The following is an 18111-nucleotide window of genomic DNA, read 5'->3' on the forward strand; positions in this document are numbered from 1 at the left end:
CCGGTTTGTCTTTACTTCAGCGATGTGGCGGCTTTCATGCTTTGGGTAAACGCTTTTAAGTCCGCTATCTGTTGCGCGTTATTGTCGAGGTTTTTCTCAATAATCGCAACCACAGCCGAGCCGCTAATGGCACCATCGGCTCCCGCAGTCAGAGCCTTTTCGACGTGCTCCGGTTGTGAGATTCCGAAGCCGAGCAAAATAGGAGGCGCTCCGGCGTTTTTTAACTTGTCGATAATTTCTGAAGCGGGGGCCTGCATTTGTGTCTCAGCACCGGTAACCCCAGAGCGGCTCAGTAAATACACATAGCCTGAGCACTGCTTTGCAATGGTTTGCAGTAATGTGTCGCTAGCATCGGGTGGGGCGATAAAGACAGCCTCAATACCAATTTCCCGTGCTATTTCAGCGAAGCGTTTCGCTTCTTTGGTTGGAACGTCAGCAATAAGTACTGAATCGACTCCAACATCTTTCATTTGTTGGTAAAACTCGCGAACACCTTTAGCGTATATCAAATTCGCATAAACCAGTAAACCTATTGGTATTTGCGCTGAGTAGTCGCGAACAGCTTTTAAAAGCTTTAAAATATCACTAAAGTTAGTCTCTGCATCCAGCGCACGTAAGTTAGCACGCTGAATCACAGGTCCGTCGGCGACGGGGTCGGAAAACGGCAAACCCAGCTCCAAAGCATCAGCTCCACCGTCGATAAGCGCCTTTATGACTTCAAGACTTTGATCGGGGTTCGGATCGCCAATTGTAACGAAAGGAACAAAAGCGCCTTGGTTATCGGCTTTTAATCGTGCAAAACAAGTTTCATACCGGCTCATTGTTGTCTCTCCGTAGCGTGTTCCTGGGCACTAAAAATACGACGAACATGATCAATGTCTTTGTCACCACGCCCCGATAAATTAATAAGCAGAATTTCAGGAGCGTCAGGCTCGGCGGCGCGTTTTAATGCATAAGCTAATGCATGAGCTGACTCCAGAGCCGGAATAATACCTTCATGACGCGACAATAGTTTAAAAGCCTCTAAGGCTTCTTCATCAGTCACCGACTCATAGCGAGCGCGACCAATAGCTTTCAAGTGTGCGTGCTGCGGGCCAACACCCGGGTAGTCCAGGCCGGCAGAAACGGAATAGGATTCTTCAATTTGCCCTTCGGTGTCCTGCATTAGGAATGAGAGGCATCCGTGTAAGATACCGGGTTTGCCCGCAGTAAGCGTCGCACCGTGATGCGAGGTTTCGACGCCTTTACCCGCAGGCTCAACGCCGACCAAGTCAACACCTTCTTCGTCAATAAAGTCCGCAAACATGCCGATTGCATTAGAACCGCCGCCAACGCAGGCAATAACCTCGTCCGGTAAGCGCCCGGCCTGCTCTTTAATTTGAGCTTTTGCTTCTTCACCTATCATGCGATGGAATTCGCGCACAATAGTCGGGAAGGGGTGTGCACCGGCCGCGGTTCCCAATAAATAATGAGTATTAGGGTAGCTAGCCGTCCAATCGCGCAAAGCTTCGTTAACCGCGTCTTTTAAGGTGCCGCTGCCGGTATCGACGGACACTACTTTTGCGCCCATTAGCTCCATGCGAAAGACATTGGGTTGCTGGCGCTCAGCGTCCTTCTTGCCCATGTAAATAATGCACTCTAAATCGAGCAGGGCGCAGGCAAGTGCTGTGGCAGTACCGTGCTGACCGGCACCGGTTTCCGCAATAATACGTGTTTTGCCCATACGTTTTGCAAGCAGTGCCTGCCCCAGCACTTGGTTGGTTTTGTGGGCTCCACCGTGAAGTAAGTCTTCACGTTTTAAATAAATTTTAGTGTTGTTTGGGCTCTCAAGCGGCAAATTACGGCATAAACTTAACGGGGTTGGTCTGCCAAGATAGTTTTTCAGTAACCCCCGAAACTCAGCCTGAAACTCTTCGTCTTGCTGCGCGTCAATAAAAGCTTGCTCGAGCTGCTCAAGCGCCGGTAATAAGATTTCAGGAACGAACTGGCCGCCGAAATCGCCAAAATAAGCGGGTAATGACTGACTCATACAGCCTCCTGTTGAATGCGTTTAGAAACTTGTTGATCTGAAAATCGCCCATATTGGCGAATCTTCATGAATGTTTGCGATACTTTTGAGGCATTTTTAATGCCCGGAGCCCATTCCACGCGTGAATTCATATCGACGCCGACAAAGCCAAGGGTGACAGCTTCGTCAATACTTTCAGGGCCGATGCCGCCAGCGAGCAAGCAACGTTGACGTTCCGCAGGCGTTAAGCCTTCTAATAATGACCAATCAAATGTCTGGCCACTACCGCCTTTACGATTATCCAGTACAAAGCCATCGATGGGTAAATCGGGTAACTGAGCGGGTGTCTCAATAGCCAGCGCCTTCCATATTCTTACAGCGCTAAGTCCTTGCTCACGAAGTTGCTGACGTAGTTGCACGACGTAATCGATGTCTTCGTGCCCATGCAATTGAATCACTGACAAACCGACCTTAGAAACAACGTCAATAACTTTCTGCAAGGCGGTGTCAGCAAATACGCCAACGTAATTCAGGCCGTTGACTTCAGAAGTGATTTGCTGAGCCTGCTCGACGTTAATATAACGAGGAGAATGTTCGACAAAGATCAAGCCGCCGTAGGCTGCGCCTTGTGAACGCGCATTAATGGCATCTTCTGCACGAGTTAAACCACAGACTTTGTTTTGCCCAAAAAGCAGTTCCCGACAGGCTAAATCGACATTGGGTTGCGCACTCAACGCACTGCCGACTAAAAAGCCATTAACGAAAGGGGCAACCCGGCGAATGTCTGCATGTGTTGAAAAGCCTGACTCAGCGACTAATAACGCTTTCTGCGGAGCTAACGATGCCAATTTAGCGCTACGATTCGGGTCAATGCTTAAATCGGTTAAGTCGCGGTGGTTAATGCCAATAATCTTGGCGTCCAATCGCGCGGCGCGCTGCATTTCATCCTCGTTAGCGACCTCAGTCAGTACATCCATGTTAAGTGCCTCCGCAACGTTGCGGAGGCCACTGTATTGCTCGTCATTAAGTACTGATAGCATTAACAAAATAGCGTCAGCGCCAAAGTAGCGAGCACGGTAAACCTGTTCTTCATCAATAAAGAAGTCTTTGCACAGCACTGGCTGTTTTACCTGCTGACGTACGGCGGTCAGGTAATCCAAACGCCCCTGAAAAAACTCGGGCTCAGTCAGAACTGAAATGGCCGCTGCATAGGGTGCATAAGCTTTTGCCAGCTCAGGGGCATCAAAATCGGCACGAATGAGACCTTTCGACGGCGACGCCTTTTTGCACTCCAGAATAAAGCCCGCCTGCTTACCGCACAAAGCTTCATATAAGCTTCTGTCGCTGGGCGTTAATTGCGTTTTTAAGTCACTCAAAGGCATAAGTTCAGACTGAACTTTGTTTTGCTCAACTTTGCGTTCCACAATGGTTTTCAATACGTTTTTTTGCAGTGATATCGCATTAGACATGATACGTCTCCTGAGCGTCCTGAACGCGGCGTAAGTGCAATAGCGCCTGTCCTGTGTCCAAATGTTCAAGCGTCGCCGCAGTGGCTGCTTTCATATCGTTATATTGTCCGCTTAAATACAGCAAGGCGGCAACATTCATGGCAACTGAGTGGCGCTGAGCCGGACTGCCGCCGCCGGCCAAAATATCTTCGAGTATGCGTGCATTAAAGTCTGCATCACCGCCTCTTAATTCGCTCAACGGCGCAGAAGGAACACCAAAGTCAGTGGGCTCGACCTGATATTCATTAAGTTCACCGTCGCGCAATTCAATAACTCGGGTCGGTCCGTGCAGAGCCAATTCGTCCAGACCACTACCGTGGACAACCATAGCCCGCTTTACGCCCAGTCTTTGCAGGGTTTCAGCCATAGGTTGTACCCATTCGTCACTGTAAACCCCCAGAAGCTGTGCGTCAGGGCGTGCCGGATTCACCAGCGGCCCGATTAAATTAAACAGCGTGCGTGTTTTTAAGGTTTGCCTTACCGGCATCGCGTGTTTAATACCCGGGTGGTAGTGCGGCGCAAACAGAAAGCAAAAACCGTTATCTGCCAGTTGCGAAGAAGCGTCAGACGGATCTAAATTGACGCGCAGTTTTAACGACTCTAAAACGTCAGCAGACCCTGAACGCGAGGAAACGCTACGATTACCGTGTTTGGCAACCGCCAGTCCCATACTGGCTGCCACCAAAGCGGCGGTAGTCGAGATATTAATGGTGTTACTGCCATCGCCACCGGTACCGCAACTGTCAATAACCGTTGTGTCCGGTCGTATAAAAGGCTTAGCGGCGGATAGTATGGCCTCCGCAGCCCCGGCTAGTTCTGCAGGTGTTTCCCCACGCATTTTCATGGCTATCAAAGCAGCAGTGACTTGAGTGTCGTTGAGCTCGCCTTTAATCAGGCGCTGAAAAAACTCACGGGTTTGATCTTGCGTCAGAGACGCACCGGACATCAGAGTTTGTAGGGCCTTCATGGCTTTGCTCCTTCCAATAAATAGTGAATGCTGTTACTGAGTAATTGCTTTCCCTTTGGCGTTAATAACGACTCGGGGTGAAATTGAAAACCAACAGCGTCGCTGTGGTTTTGTCCATCGATAAACTCTGCAGCCATAGGAATGGTGCCTTCGGGCCCGTTAATTTGCGCAATGATTTTTACGCTTTCTGGCAGATCGTAACCACTTAACGAATGATAACGAGCGACAACACATTGGTTGTTGTCGGTTGCGTTGGTAAATACAGCATGTTCGATGGTATCGATGACCGCAGTTTTGCCGTGAACAATTTCGCCACAGGTATCTACTCGGCCTCCATAGAGCTCAACCAAGGCCTGAAACCCTAAGCAAATTCCCAACATAGGAATACGACCGCTGCAAAAGCGAACAATATCCATTAAGTTTCCCGCGTTGGCAGGGTGACCCGGTCCCGGAGACAGACAGACCAGTTGTTGGCCTTGATAACTCTCCAGTTGTTTAATGACGTTTGCAGCGGCCAGCTGATTACGGTAGACCACCAGCGGGTAACCTAGCTGACGAAGCTCATCAACCAGGTTGTAAGAAAATGAGTCGACGTTATCAATGAGTACAATACGAATCGGTTGCGTCATGATTGCACTCCTTGTTGAGCTTTATCTTGCTGAACTGAATGCGCCTGCTGAATCGCCAAAATTACCGCTTTGGCTTTGCCTTCCGTTTCAGCAACTTCGCTGTCAGGATTTGAGTCATGCACGACACCAGCGCCAGCTTGAACTATCGCTTCACCGTTTTTAACGAAGGCTGAGCGAATCACAATGCAAGTGTCCATGTCGCCATTTCCTGCCAAATAGCCAACCGCACCGCCATAACTCCCGCGACGCTGCTTTTCAACCTGACGAATTAACGTCGCGGCGCTGACTTTGGGAGCTCCAACTAACGTGCCCATATTCATGCAAGCCCGGTAAGCGTGCAAAGCGTCGCAGTCGTCTCTTAACTTCGCCACAACGCGTGACACTAAATGCATGACCTGTGAGTAACGGTCCACTTGCAGTAAGTCGGCGACATAACGGCTGCCGGTTTCACTAATACGCGCCAGGTCGTTACGAGCTAAGTCCACCAACATCAAATGTTCAGCCAGCTCTTTTTGGTCAAGTCTTAATTCTAACTCCATACGGCTGTCTAGATCTGGGTTAATGCTGCCATCGGCATTTTTTCCCCGTGGGCGCGTACCGGCGATAGGGTAGAGTTCAACTTCGTTTGCTTCTTTTTGGTATTTTAGAGCTGACTCTGGTGAGGCGCCGAACAGAGAGAAGTCCGGGTGGCTCATGAAGAACATATAAGGTGACGGGTTGTTTTTCTTTAGCTGATTATAGGCAGCCAGAGGTTCCGGGCAGGGCATTTTAAATCGGCGCGATGGCACTACCTGGAAAATATCCCCAGCGACAATGTTCTTTTTCAGTTGAGTAACAATGTAAGCAAACTCGTCAGCCGAGGGTGTTGCGGTTACTTCAACGTCAATCGGCAGTGGTTTGGGTGTTATTGCCGGCAACTGGCAGCGAGCCGCTAGTTCACCAACACGCTGACTCATGGCCTGGTAACGCTTATCACGGTCTGTGCCCCCAAAAACACTGCCAAGTAGCTCGGTGGTTTGCGCTTGATGATCAATAATGAGCAGGGTTTCAGCTAAGTAAAAAACGTAATCAGGGCAGTCGTTTTCACCTTCTTCAACCTGTGGTAACGGCTCGTAGCTGGCGACAAAGTCATAGGCAAACGCACCACCGAGAAACACTGAAAATGGATGCTGCTGTGCTGTGTCGTTTGCTTTGATTAATTGCTGCTGCAGAATGCGTAATGGCTCCATATTGCTGATTTGGCGAAGCCGTGAATCTTCATCGATTGGCACGTCCCTCGTCGTGTTTCCAGCAGCAGTAAAATCTGCGACTAAACCATCCTTAATAGTGGTGATTGCCGCGCAGTCCTCCAGTTTTTTCTGAATCCATGGAAGCAGGGCGTTACCATTGTCTGTCAGCGCCTGAATAGTCACTTGTTGCTCGTTACAGGTAAGCTGCAACGCGGCATCAATCAGCAATAAGCTTTTGACTTGTTGTTTGGTACCAATGTCAGCCGAATCAAGCAATAAATGGGCACCATTGGCATGGCAGGTATTTTGGTAAACCTGTAGCGGTTCCGCTTGATAAGGCAGTGACACTCTCAGCGTCTCTAAATTGCCGTCTTGTTCAGTTGTCAGGTTGTTCACCTCAGACCTCGTTTTTTCTTGTTGATTTTTAAACCTGCTCCAGTGAAACGGCAATAAAAAAACCCGCTCAAAGGAGCGGGTTTTTCAAAGTGAAGCTATTTACGTTACACGCACAACTACACCACCCGCTCGTTCGGGAAGTGCCACCACCAATGTTGGGTTGTTGTACGTAAAAACATAAGTTGTATAGCTCTCTTAATTTGCGTTAATGCTGACAAACTAACGCTTGAGCGAAAGTCTGTCAACAGTTGTTTTGACTTGTGTATGCAAATAATTACTTATATTCAGCAGGCTGACCATTAGAATCAGACTGACGAATAAATTCGCGCAAGTCGTTATTGGCTTTTTCTAAGTCGGCACGACGCAAGTACATCATGTGGCCGCTGCGGTAGCCTTTAAAGTCAATACGGTCACTCATTTGCGCACTTGGGTCTAAATGCCACATGTTGTACTTCGCATCGAAGTAGTTAGTCGCACCATCAAAGTAGCCTGACTGAATTAAAACATTCAGATAAGGGTTTTGCGCCATGGCTTGACGTAACTGTTTACCGGTGTTGTTGTTTGAGCGATCCCACGGATGAACCGGACCAAACATATTGTATTTGATGTCGGTCTCAAAGTTGAGCTCTTCACTCAGATAGTAATTAATGGCTGGGGTGAAAGAGTGCAACCATGACGTGAGTTCAGCATTGTAGTCAGGGCGGTCGCCAGCACGTTTTTCATCTAAGCCCAAATAACGCGAATCTAGGCGGCCAATAGTGCGGTCGCGGTCACGCAGTAGTTCTTTCCAGAAGTACCAAGTGCTTGGCGCTAGGTTATTATCCAGTACCGCTTGTTTCGACAAACCTGAGTAATAGGCTACACGCTCAGCCATTTGCTCGCGGGCTTCACCGGTTAGCATAGCGCCTTTCGCTAGTGCAGGCAGATACTGTTCAAGTGCAAAGCGCTCCACTTCCGGAAGCATTTCTTCCAGGTCTTTATTTTGTAAAGCATCTGGCAGTGCATCGTGATACCAGGCTGCGGCTGCAAAGTATGGCAGTTGGTTGGCTTGTTTTACCGGGCCATCGCGGTCAATACCAATATCGGTTGGCGATACAAGAATAACGCCGTTGAGGTACATCCACTGGCTGTTTTGCAGCTCCAGTGCAAGACCAGAAACGCGTGTTGTGCCGTAACTTTCACCGATCAAATACTTTGGTGAGCGCCAGCGATCCATACGAGACGTAAAAGTGTTCATCCATTCGGCTAAATACTTAATGTCGGCATTAACGCCAAAGAACATGTCCTTTTGCTTCTCGCGTGACGGCATTTCGCCTTTTTCATTGGGCAGAACGCGCGAGTAACCGGTATTGACCGGGTTAATGAAAACAATGTCAGCTACGTCGAGAATGGAGTGGGGGTTATCTTGTACGCCGTAAGGCTGCACTGGATAACCTTCGTCGCTTAGGTTTAAGACTTTGGGTCCCGTGTAGGCGATGTGCATCCAGACTGACGCAGATCCGGGGCCACCATTGAACGAGTAAACAATTGGGCGTGATTCACGGTTGTCGACGTCCTGGCGCTCATAATACGTATAGAATAATGAAGCCGTTGGGTTACCTTCCTCGTCCCAGACAGGCTGAGTGCCCGCAGTGGCAGTGTAGTCAACAGTTTCGCCATTAATTTCAACGCTATGTTCGGTAACGACCTCGGTGTCGACCGGCAGCATGCGTTTATGGTTGGTTGAGCTTTCTTCGGCAACAACAGGTGCTGATACTACTGAGCAGCCCATCAGTGACAAAGTGGCAATAAGAGCAAGACCCTTTCGCATGAGATTGTTCTCCATTTTTATAATGTCGCTTCAGATTAACAAATAATTACTTTAAAGAGTCAAAGGTTATGCGATTATTGGGTTTATTCCTGCGACTGGACTCTCGTTTTTAGTCTGGTTTTAAAAGATTGGATTTCAGAGGTTAACTATGATGAACAACAAGTTAGTGACTGCGGTCTTTGGCTTTTTATTATCAATGACCAGTATAGCAGCGTCTGCCCAAAGCCTGTCCGACGCAATGAAAGATGGCTTACAAACGATGGCGTCAGAGCAGTTAAACGCTGATTTAGACGTCGGTGAATTACAGGTCAATTCATTGACGGATGGTCTGACGGCGAACAAAGTACGCCTGGCGACTCGTGTTGACGAATTGTCAGAGCCGGAGAATCAGCTATTGCTAGCGAAACAGCTTGTTTTAACAGGAGACTGGCAGGCGCTAGGCAGTAGTCGTGTCGATATCTCTAAAATCGCAGTGTCCGACGCGCAGCTAACGGTTTCTTATTATGGTACCGGGCGCTCAAATTTGCATGAGTTTTTAAAGCAAATGAGTGGTATGAAGGTGCAAAAAATCAACTCAGTGCCGCTTCGCTGGCAAGTCGATGAATGGGTGATGGACAATGTCACTATTAATTTGTTTGATAAAGGTGAGCCGATTCTCAGTGTTCACGTGGATGAATTGGCGTTAACCGACTTACAGTCAATGCAAGACCCTGATGCCCAGGTGAAAGAGCTTCTCTGGCCAATTCTCGATCAAGTAATTGAACAAGTGCGTAGGGGCAACTCAAGCTTGCAGGTAGATAGTATGGCGCTTTCGAGGTTCTTATTGCGTGAAGCTATGGCGTTCTAAACTTGAGTTAAACGGGTTTACGAAGTACAGTTAGGAAAAATTAAACACCCGTTTAAAATAAGAGGTTGGCGTGGCAAATTCATACCCAAATTTACTAAAACCCCTGGATCTTGGTTTCACAACATTAAAGAACCGAGTGTTGATGGGGTCAATGCATACAGGCCTGGAAGAAGAAAAAAATGGCTTTAGTAAATTAGCCAGCTTTTATGAAGAGCGTGCTAAAGGTGGTGTCGGGCTGATTGTCACCGGCGGTATTAGTCCAAACTTCCGCGGTCGGCTGGCGCCTTTTGGCAGTGAAATGTCCAAGCCCTGGCACGTGGGAAAACACCGTCAGGTGAACGATGCGGTGCATAAATACGGTAGTAAAATCTGTCTGCAGCTGCTGCATGCTGGTCGTTACAGTTATCATCCGTTTTCGCTAGCGCCGAGCGCAATAAAAGCGCCTATTAATCCTTTTAAACCTAAAGCAATGTCCGAGCGGCAGATTTTAAAAACCATTAAACACTATGCGCGTGGCGCTAAGCTAGCTCAAAAAGCGGGGTATGATGGTGTTGAAATTATGGGGTCAGAAGGTTATCTGATTAACCAGTTTTTGTGTCCAAGAACGAACAAACGCACGGACGATTGGGGCGGTAGCTTTGAAAACCGTATGCGCTTCCCATTAGAAATTGTTAAAGCCGTGCGCGCGGCCGTGGGTGAAAAGTCGATTATTATTTTCCGCTTGTCGATGCTGGACTTGGTGGAAGACGGGCATCAGCTGGACGAAGTATTAAAGCTGGGTAAGCTGTTAGAACAGGCGGGGGTGACCATTATTAATACCGGTATTGGCTGGCACGAAGCTCGTGTCCCGACCATTGTCACCTCAGTGCCACGGGGCGCTTTCAGCTGGATAACCGAGCGCGTGCGCCGAGAATTGTCTGTACCTGTTGTTGCCGTTAACCGTATTAATACCCCAGAAATTGCTGAGCATATTCTGGAAAGCAATCAGGCCGACATGGTGTCGATGGCACGACCTTTACTGGCTGATCCGGAGTTTGTGAATAAAGCAGAGCAAGGCCAGTCCGAGCGCATTAATACCTGCATTGCCTGTAATCAGGCGTGTCTGGATCATGTGTTTGAAAATAAACGAGCGTCCTGCCTGGTAAATCCAAGGGCCTGCTATGAGCAGGAGTTGGTGATGAAGCCAGCAGAGAAGAAAAAGCGCCTTGCCGTTATTGGCGCGGGACCCGCAGGCTTAGCCTTTGCTTGCAATGCGGCAGAGCGGGGGCACCAAGTTGACTTATATGACAAAGCTGCGGAAATTGGCGGTCAATTTAATTACGCGAAACAAATTCCGGGCAAAGAAGAGTTTTATGAAACGCTGCGTTACTTCAAACACCGTATTGAAGATACCGGTGTTAATTTGAAGCTTGGAAAAGAGCAGACTTGTGAAGGCCTGCTGGCAGAAAAATATGATGATGTGGTTCTGGCAACCGGCGTCAGCCCGCGTCAGGTTGATATTCCGGGTGTTGATTTGCCGCATGTACTGGGTTACTTAGATGTGCTGCGTGATCACAAAACCGTCGGTAAAAAAGTAGCGGTTATTGGTGCCGGCGGTATTGGTTTTGATGTGTCCGAATATTTAACGACGGACAAGTCGCTGACGCTGGACGAAAAAGAATGGTCCGAGCGTTGGGGTATAGACAAAGACTACAGTAACCGGGGCGGCTTAAAGCCTCAGCAGCCTGAACCAAGTCCGCGCCAAGTCTGGCTGTTGCAACGTAAAGAAAGCAAAGTTGGTAAAGGCTTAGGTAAAACCTCTGGTTGGGTGCATCGTAACGAATTGAAGAGCAAGTCCGTGAATATGTGGAACGGCGTCACTTATCATCGCATTGTGCCGGAAGGCATTGAAATAGAGCGCGATGGCGAGAAGCAGTTACTGGAAGTCGATAACATTGTTATTTGTGCCGGTCAGGTGTCTCAGCGTGAACTTCACGACGCCCTGGAAGCGGCCGGTCAGTCAGTACATTTAATTGGTGGTGCTGATGTTGCAGCTGAGCTTGATGCTAAGCGAGCCATTCGCCAGGGAACAGAACTAGCGGCAAGGCTTTAATGACTTTATATGACCTGCATTGTCATAGTACTCACTCAGACGGCTCTTTATCGGTCAAAGAGCTACTGCACCGTGCCTGTGAGTACAACGTTGATGTACTGGCGTTAACCGATCATGACTGCATTGAAGGGATAGCTGAGGCGAAAGCACTGATCGAAAAAGAACAGTTGCCGCTTCAGTTTATTAACGGCGTGGAAATTAGCTGCCGCTGGGAAAGTTTTGAAATTCATATTGTTGGTTTGAATTTTGACCCTGACGACGAACATTTAAAAGGTTTGCTGGCGCAACAACAGCAACGCCGTCAGGAACGCTTCACTGCGATTTTAGAAAAATTGGAAAAACGCGGTGTTATGTTGTCGGCCGAAGAATGCAACGCCGATGGTATGCCAACTCGCAAACATATCGCTGATACAATGGTTGCAAAAGGCATTGTCAGCCATCCACAAAAGGCCTTTGATCATTATATTGGCAAAGGCAACAGCGCCTATGTTACCCCGCAGTGGTGCGACATTCCGGAGGCTATTGAAGCCATTCATAAGGCGGGTGGTCAGGCAGTGCTGGCGCATCCTCATGCGTACAAAATGTCGAATAAATGGCTGCGTCGTTTGCTGATAGAAGGCAAAGAATGGGGGCTTGATGGCATGGAAGTCAGCTTGAGTCAGCAATCGCCCGGACACCGTGATACGCTTGCTAAAATGAGTCAGGAATATGGTTTAAAAGCGTCTCAGGGCTCTGATTTTCATTACCCGGGTAATTGGCGTGAGCTCGGTAAAAACCTTTGTCTGCCAGCCGACTGTGTGCCAATATGGGAGCATTGGTCACACTAGAAAAGGTTGGGGTAGGTTATGAGTCAATTTTTTGAAATTCATCCGGAAAATCCTCAGGCGCGTCTAATTCAGCAAGCCGTACAAATTATTCGCCAGAGCGGGGTGGTGGTTTACCCAACCGACTCAGGCTACGCCATTGGTTGCCAAATTGGTGATAAGGCCGCTGCCGACCGTATTTGTCGAATTCGCGATATCGATAAAGAGCACAACTTTACGTTGATGTGCCGTGATCTCTCGGAATTATCAACTTATGCCCGCGTCGACAACGATGCGTTCCGCTTACTGAAAAACAACACGCCGGGACCATACACCTTCATTTTAAAAGGCACGAAAGAGGTGCCCAAGCGTCTGTTGAACCCAAAACGGAAAACCATTGGCATTCGTGTACCAACCAACCGCATTGCAATGGCGCTTTTAGAAGAACTTAATGAGCCGTTAATGTCGACCAGTCTTATTCTCGGGGATGGGGAACTGGCAGAGTCTGACCCTGAAGAAATTCGCGATAAACTTGAGAAATTAGTCGACTTAATTGTTGATGGCGGTCACTTAGGGGAACAACCGACTACGGTTGTTGATCTGTCAGAAGGAGCGCCGGTGATACGTCGTGAAGGCTCTGGTGAGACAGAACCATTTGACTTTTAAGGCGAATTAAATGGCTGAACAACAGTCGTTACCACTGGGGTTTGTTCGTGGTGAGCCGGTTATTGAAAAACCGGAAGATCTCTACATTCCTCCCGACGCACTGGAAGTGATTTTGGACTCTTTCAGTGGCCCTATGGACTTGCTGTTGTACTTAATTCGCAAGCAAAAGCTCGATATTGTCGATATGCCCATTTTGACCATTACCCGACAGTACGTTGAGTACGTGGAAATGATGAAAGAGCTGAAGCTGGAGTTGGCGGCGGACTATTTGGTGATGGCGGCGATATTGGCGGAAATTAAAAGCCGATTGCTGTTGCCGAAGCCACCGCAGGAAGATGATGAAGAGGAAGATCCGCGAGCAGAGCTGGTGCGGCGCTTAAAGGAGTATGAGGCGATACGCGAAGGGGCGGAGTATATTGACGGACAACCGCAGGTTGGTCGGGATATTTTATTAAGCGAAGTGGCAACTGATGCGCGCGAGCATGTGATAACACCACCACCCGAAGTAACCATCGAAGACTTAACGCTTGCGTTTAGCCGGGTGTTGCAGCAGGTTGAACTCAATGCCCATCATCATATTCAACGTGAGCAGCTGTCGACCCGTCAACGAATGAGTCAGGTTATTGAGCTGTTGTCAGAAAAAAAGTACGTTGCCTTCAGTCAGTTGTTCAAACGTTCAGAGGGACGTGCGGGCGCAGTGGTCAGTTTTTTAGCAATTTTAGAACTTGTGAAGGAATCAATGGTAGAATTGTCACAAGTTGAACCCATGAGTGATATTCGTATCAGCTTGAGAAATCGTCAGCAGGATGAATCCGTTACAGCTTAAGCAACTAATAGAAGCGGCGTTGTTTGCCCATCCACAGCCATTATCGGCGGAACAGCTTTATCAACTGTTGTTGAGTGAAGGTGAAGCCTCATTGGCTACGGTTAAAGCGTTGTTGAAAGACTTGCAAGCGGATTATCAGGAGCGCGGTATTGAGTTAGTCAAAGTCGCCTCTGGTTATCGATTCCAGACGCGTGCAGAATTGGGGCAACGCTTAGCGTCGTTATGGCAGGAAAAACCACAAAAGTATTCTCAGGCCTTGTTGGAAACGCTGGCACTGATTGTCTACAGGCAACCCATTACGCGTGGGGAAATCGAACAAATTCGTGGGGTTAGTGTCAGTAGTAATATTATTAAGACACTACAGGAACGAAACTGGATAAAAGTGGTGGGCCACAAAGAAGTGCCGGGACGTCCACAACTGTATGCCAGTACAAAAGAGTTTTTAGATGATTTTAATTTAAGCGATTTATCCGAATTACCGGATATCGATACGCTTGATGAAGACGATGAACGTACCGCTGAGACAGCGATTAACGAGAGAGAACAGTAAGAATGACCGAAAAGTTACAAAAGGTATTAGCCCGCTCAGGACATGGTTCCAGACGAGAAATTGAAGCCAAAATTGCGGCTGGACGCATTCGTGTCAACGGAATGGTCGCACAGCTGGGCGAGCGAGTTGATGCAGACGCAAAAGTTCGTATAGATGGTCATGAAGTTGAAATAAAGCCTGAAGAAGAGGTTATCTGCCGGGTTTTGATGTACCACAAGCCCGAAGGCGAATTGTGTACGCGCAAAGATCCAGAAGGGCGCCCTACGGTATATGATCGTTTACCGCGCATGAGCGGCGCACGTTGGGTTGCCGTTGGCAGGTTGGATGTTAATACTTCGGGCTTACTGTTATTTACTACCGATGGTGAATTAGCTAATCGGTTAATGCATCCTAGCCAGCAGGTTGAGCGTGAATACGCTGTACGTATTTTCGGTGAAGTCGACGATAAAATGATAAGTCGTCTTAAAAAGGGCGTACAGTTAGAAGACGGCCCAGCGCACTTTAATTCGATAAAGCCTGCCGGTGGTGATGGCATGAACCGCTGGTTCCACGTAACCATTAGCGAAGGTCGTAATCGTGAAGTGCGCCGTTTGTGGGAATCACAGGAAGTTCAGGTGAGTCGCCTTATTCGTGTTCGCTACGGTGATATTCCGCTTGAGCAGGGATTACCGCAAGGTGGCTGGTCGGAAATGCCGCTGGAGCAGGTGAATGTGTTGAGGAAGCAAGTGAAACTGCCGCCTGAAGAGCGTTCATTTATCGATCCGCGGCACCAGGAGTCCAGACAGCGAAAATTTGCCAAAATACGCCGGGCAACAGCAAAACATCGTCAACATAAGAAGACTGATAAGCGTCGCAAATAATGAAGGGCTCTGCAAAGCGTTGGTTAGCAGATTTCTCTGGTAATCAACGTTTATTATTAGCGTGGCCTTATCGTAAAGACGTTTGGCGAGATAATGCGGTGCCTGCTCGCGAAATTATTGCTGAGTTAGTGCGTCTGGTCAGTCACTATACCCCTGTCACATTACTGGTTCACCCGGACTACCTGGACTCTATACCAACCGGGCTGAATGAATATTGTTCTGTTACCATGGAGCGATACGATGATATTTGGCTACGTGATACGTTGCCGCTATGGCTTTATCAGAATGAAGAAACGTCTGGTTGTGTCTTTCAATTTGATGGCTGGGGCGGTGTGCAGTCAGCGGTGCAGTTTGATAAAAGCTTAGCGTCGCAAGTTTCCTCAAAATTAAGGCGTCCGTTATCGACACAAGCGCTGATTAGCGAAGGTGGGGCTTTTACGCATAATGGTGAGGGTACTTGGTTGGTTAGCTTGTCCAGCATCATGCAGCGTAATGCTAGCTTCTCGAAAGAAGCTATTAAGAGTAAGTTAACGGACTACTTTTCGGGCGAATCCCTGTATTTCTTTGAAGGAGCGCTGGTAGCCGATGAAACCCATGGCCATATGGATAATATGGCGTTGTTTCTTAATGAAAACACCCTTATCTATGCCGCAACCAGCGACAGTAGGCACCCTGACTATAAGACTTGTATGCGAATAGCGGAGTTTGTCAAACAGCTGCCGGATTCTATTCGGAAAGTGCCGGTTCCGTTACCTAAACCACAACGACCTACTACTGGCGAGCGCGACGATCTGGAGCAGCTCCAAACCAGTTTAAATAGAACCGAAGAGGTTCCTTTACTATGCAGTTATATTAATGTGCTTCAGACAGACTCTGTTGTAATCGTGCCCGAATTTGACTTACCTTCAGACGCTGAAGCATTGTCGGTAATACGAAAAGCGGTTGGTGATAAAACGGTACTGAGTGCACCGGCTCGGGAATTGGTGCTTGGCGGTGGTGGATTGCACTGCATTAGTCACAATCTTGCGGGCTTACGCAATGACCAAACGTTGGCGCCCTGATTTTTTCGCCTCATAAAGCACATCATCAGCACGTTTGTATAGATCATCAAAGGAGTCACCGGGCTGCGCCTCAGTAAAGCCCATGCTAAAGGTGATTTGATAGTCCTCTGGGATTCCTTCAATCGGCTCGCTATTCAGCCCATCCTGGAGCCGGTTGAAGATTCGTTCGGCGTCTTCTTTGGAGGCATCAAGGAAGAGCAGTAACCACTCCTCACCGCCTAAGCGACCAAAACCATCTTGTTCACGAAGACTGTCTTCTGCAACTTCAGCAAAGCGCTGAAGAACATGGTCCCCCGCATCGTGGCCAAATTTATCGTTGATACTTTTAAAGTAGTCAAAATCAATAACGGCTAGAGCAAGGCTGCGATTTTGAGTATGAGACTGCTCCAGTTCATTTTTGCAGCGCTGTACAATGGCTCTTCGGTTCGGGGCTTGGGTTAAGTCATCTTTGAGCGCAAGTGCGGCGAAATTTTTATGCGCTCGCCACTGTTGTATTAGGAACGCTGAAATTACAACAACTAACAATATTGCGGAAATAATTATCCAAACAAGTAAATAATAAGAGGTTTTTTGCTCCTGCAATGCGAGTTGCTGCAATTGGTTCTCTTTTTGGAGTAGTTGATTCGTTGTTTCCTGCTCTTTAATTTCGAGACGAACTAAAATCTCCTGTACTTGCTTGTCCTGACGACTTTTTTGCACCGCTTTCATTTCATCAACGGAGCGCTTGTAGTGCTCGAGAGCTTGCTGAAACTGCTCGGTTTGCTCATAGTAAAGAGACCATTGACTTTCAATACGTTGGCTGAGTTCTTGGCTATCAAGTGTATTGATAAGTGATGTTGCTGCTTGTAATTCTTGTTTGGCGCTTTTCAACTGCTTAGTTGCTAAATAGACTGAAATTTTACTGAGACGGGTCTCTGCTTCCATCGGGTGAGCACCAGCTGCTTTGAATTGGGGTAATGCTTGTTCAAAGTTTTCAATAGCACGTTCGTAGTGCTGCTCTTCTAATTCCAGTGTACCGAGCCTGAACATGGCGTAAGCCACCCCTAGCTCATCGTTAATTTCATGACTTATGGCGAGTGCTTTCTCAAAGTGCTCTTTTGCTTTTGGAAATATACCTGCTTGCTGATAAATTCGGGCAAGATTGTATTGAAGAACAGAAACATCCCATTGGCCTAAATGTTTTTTGCTTATTTCAAGCGCATCTTTTGTGTGCTCGATAGCAATATCATAAGCGCCCACATCGGTGTAAATAATACCAATAAGCGAGTGGAACTCGACTTGTAGCTTGGGAATTGAGCTATTGGCGTCTCGGTTGAGTTCTTCGAGAATTTCTAGAGCCTGAGCAATGTCCCCTGCATTTTGCATGACCTGAGCGTGGAGAATTTCTGCTTCAATGAATAAGTCTTCATTCCCAGACGCTTTTGCATGCTCAATGGCATAAATCACGCTAGCGTTAGCTTGCTGCAATTGACCTCGTTGGAGGTGATACCAAGTTTGGTTAATACGAAGGAGAGCGGATGCAATGTTGGAGTCTGCCAGTTTGGCGAAGCGCAAGCCTTCTTTTACTGTCTCAATGAGCTTGGTTTCATTACCTGAATAACGATAAGCCTCTGATTGCAGTGCATAGGCTAGTGCAAGCTTGTCAAATTGACGATTCTGATCATATTGGTTTATCCACTGGCTTGTTTTCGTTATCCACTCATTTGGATTACTGCTTGCGTCAATGCGCTGCTGTTGCCACTCTTGTGCAAAGAGTGGCAACGACAGTAACAACAATACGACGTAGGTGAACCGCAACTTAGAAACCAATAGATATTTTTCTGTTAATAGAATGTTTTAAGCATTCTACCCGACTGAGT

General features: G+C 47.9%; 16 protein-coding genes and 1 other annotated feature. Of the genes, 8 read left to right on the forward strand and 8 right to left on the reverse strand.

The window, feature by feature from the left end:
* Positions 1-11: 11 nt before the first annotated feature.
* From trpA to CWC33_RS09795, 7 genes are all read right to left on the reverse strand, one after another.
* Positions 12-821 carry a tryptophan synthase subunit alpha gene (trpA, locus tag CWC33_RS09765; RefSeq protein WP_100691763.1) on the reverse strand — a complete coding sequence of 270 codons (810 nt, stop codon included), beginning with the start codon at positions 819-821 and terminating at the stop codon, positions 12-14.
* Positions 818-2029, reverse strand: a complete 1212-nt coding sequence (gene trpB, locus CWC33_RS09770) for a tryptophan synthase subunit beta (protein ID WP_100691764.1) — start codon at positions 2027-2029, stop codon at positions 818-820. The genes trpA and trpB overlap by 4 nt, the downstream gene beginning before the upstream one ends.
* The gene (gene trpCF, locus CWC33_RS09775; protein ID WP_100691765.1) at positions 2026-3477 is read right to left on the reverse strand and encodes a bifunctional indole-3-glycerol-phosphate synthase TrpC/phosphoribosylanthranilate isomerase TrpF; all 1452 of its coding nucleotides are present in this window, start codon (positions 3475-3477) and stop codon (positions 2026-2028) included. The genes trpB and trpCF overlap by 4 nt, the downstream gene beginning before the upstream one ends.
* On the reverse strand, positions 3470-4483 hold the full coding sequence (trpD, locus tag CWC33_RS09780; protein ID WP_100691766.1) for an anthranilate phosphoribosyltransferase: 1014 nt from the start codon (positions 4481-4483) through the stop codon (positions 3470-3472). The genes trpCF and trpD overlap by 8 nt, the downstream gene beginning before the upstream one ends.
* Positions 4480-5112, reverse strand: a complete 633-nt coding sequence (locus tag CWC33_RS09785; RefSeq protein WP_100691767.1) for an anthranilate synthase component II — start codon at positions 5110-5112, stop codon at positions 4480-4482. Before CWC33_RS09785 ends, trpD begins: the two co-directional genes overlap by 4 nt.
* A complete protein-coding gene (locus CWC33_RS09790) occupies positions 5109-6737 on the reverse strand; it encodes an anthranilate synthase component 1 (protein ID WP_100691768.1) in 1629 nt (542 codons plus the stop codon). Before CWC33_RS09790 ends, CWC33_RS09785 begins: the two co-directional genes overlap by 4 nt.
* Positions 6738-6790: 53 nt before the next feature.
* Positions 6791-6895: a sequence feature (Trp leader region), on the reverse strand.
* A gap of 116 nt (positions 6896-7011) precedes the next feature.
* A complete protein-coding gene (locus CWC33_RS09795) occupies positions 7012-8547 on the reverse strand; it encodes a S10 family peptidase (RefSeq protein ID WP_100691769.1) in 1536 nt (511 codons plus the stop codon).
* Positions 8548-8695: 148 nt separating this feature from the next.
* On the opposite strand from CWC33_RS09795, the gene CWC33_RS09800 reads away from it, so the two are divergent.
* From CWC33_RS09800 to CWC33_RS09835, 8 genes are all read left to right on the forward strand, one after another.
* Positions 8696-9394: a hypothetical protein gene (locus tag CWC33_RS09800; protein ID WP_232709786.1), complete on the forward strand. Its 699-nt coding sequence runs from the start codon at positions 8696-8698 to the stop codon at positions 9392-9394.
* Positions 9395-9464: 70 nt separating this feature from the next.
* Positions 9465-11486 carry an NADPH-dependent 2,4-dienoyl-CoA reductase gene (locus CWC33_RS09805; protein WP_100691770.1) on the forward strand — a complete coding sequence of 674 codons (2022 nt, stop codon included), beginning with the start codon at positions 9465-9467 and terminating at the stop codon, positions 11484-11486.
* Positions 11486-12313 (forward strand): PHP domain-containing protein, encoded by an 828-nt coding sequence (locus CWC33_RS09810; protein ID WP_100691771.1) that lies wholly within the window; start codon positions 11486-11488, stop codon positions 12311-12313. Before CWC33_RS09805 ends, CWC33_RS09810 begins: the two co-directional genes overlap by 1 nt.
* A gap of 18 nt (positions 12314-12331) precedes the next feature.
* Positions 12332-12955 (forward strand): L-threonylcarbamoyladenylate synthase, encoded by a 624-nt coding sequence (locus CWC33_RS09815; RefSeq protein WP_058578797.1) that lies wholly within the window; start codon positions 12332-12334, stop codon positions 12953-12955.
* Between the two features lie 10 nt (positions 12956-12965).
* Positions 12966-13781, forward strand: coding sequence for a segregation and condensation protein A (locus tag CWC33_RS09820; protein WP_100691772.1), 816 nt, complete (start codon positions 12966-12968; stop codon positions 13779-13781).
* Positions 13762-14331 carry an SMC-Scp complex subunit ScpB gene (gene scpB / locus CWC33_RS09825; protein ID WP_100691773.1) on the forward strand — a complete coding sequence of 190 codons (570 nt, stop codon included), beginning with the start codon at positions 13762-13764 and terminating at the stop codon, positions 14329-14331. The genes CWC33_RS09820 and scpB overlap by 20 nt, the downstream gene beginning before the upstream one ends.
* A gap of 2 nt (positions 14332-14333) precedes the next feature.
* Complete coding sequence (rluB, locus tag CWC33_RS09830; protein ID WP_100691774.1) at positions 14334-15191, forward strand: 23S rRNA pseudouridine(2605) synthase RluB; 858 nt, start codon at positions 14334-14336, stop codon at positions 15189-15191.
* Positions 15191-16252 (forward strand): agmatine deiminase family protein, encoded by a 1062-nt coding sequence (locus CWC33_RS09835; protein ID WP_100691775.1) that lies wholly within the window; start codon positions 15191-15193, stop codon positions 16250-16252. The genes rluB and CWC33_RS09835 overlap by 1 nt, the downstream gene beginning before the upstream one ends.
* On the opposite strand, the gene CWC33_RS09840 is transcribed toward CWC33_RS09835, so the two are convergent.
* Positions 16223-18049: a tetratricopeptide repeat-containing diguanylate cyclase gene (locus tag CWC33_RS09840; RefSeq protein WP_100692323.1), complete on the reverse strand. Its 1827-nt coding sequence runs from the start codon at positions 18047-18049 to the stop codon at positions 16223-16225. The genes CWC33_RS09835 and CWC33_RS09840 overlap by 30 nt on opposite strands.
* Positions 18050-18111: the final 62 nt, after the last annotated feature.

Origin of the sequence: Idiomarina sp. X4 (assembly GCF_002808045.1) — a bacterium.
GTDB lineage: Bacteria > Pseudomonadota > Gammaproteobacteria > Enterobacterales > Alteromonadaceae > Idiomarina.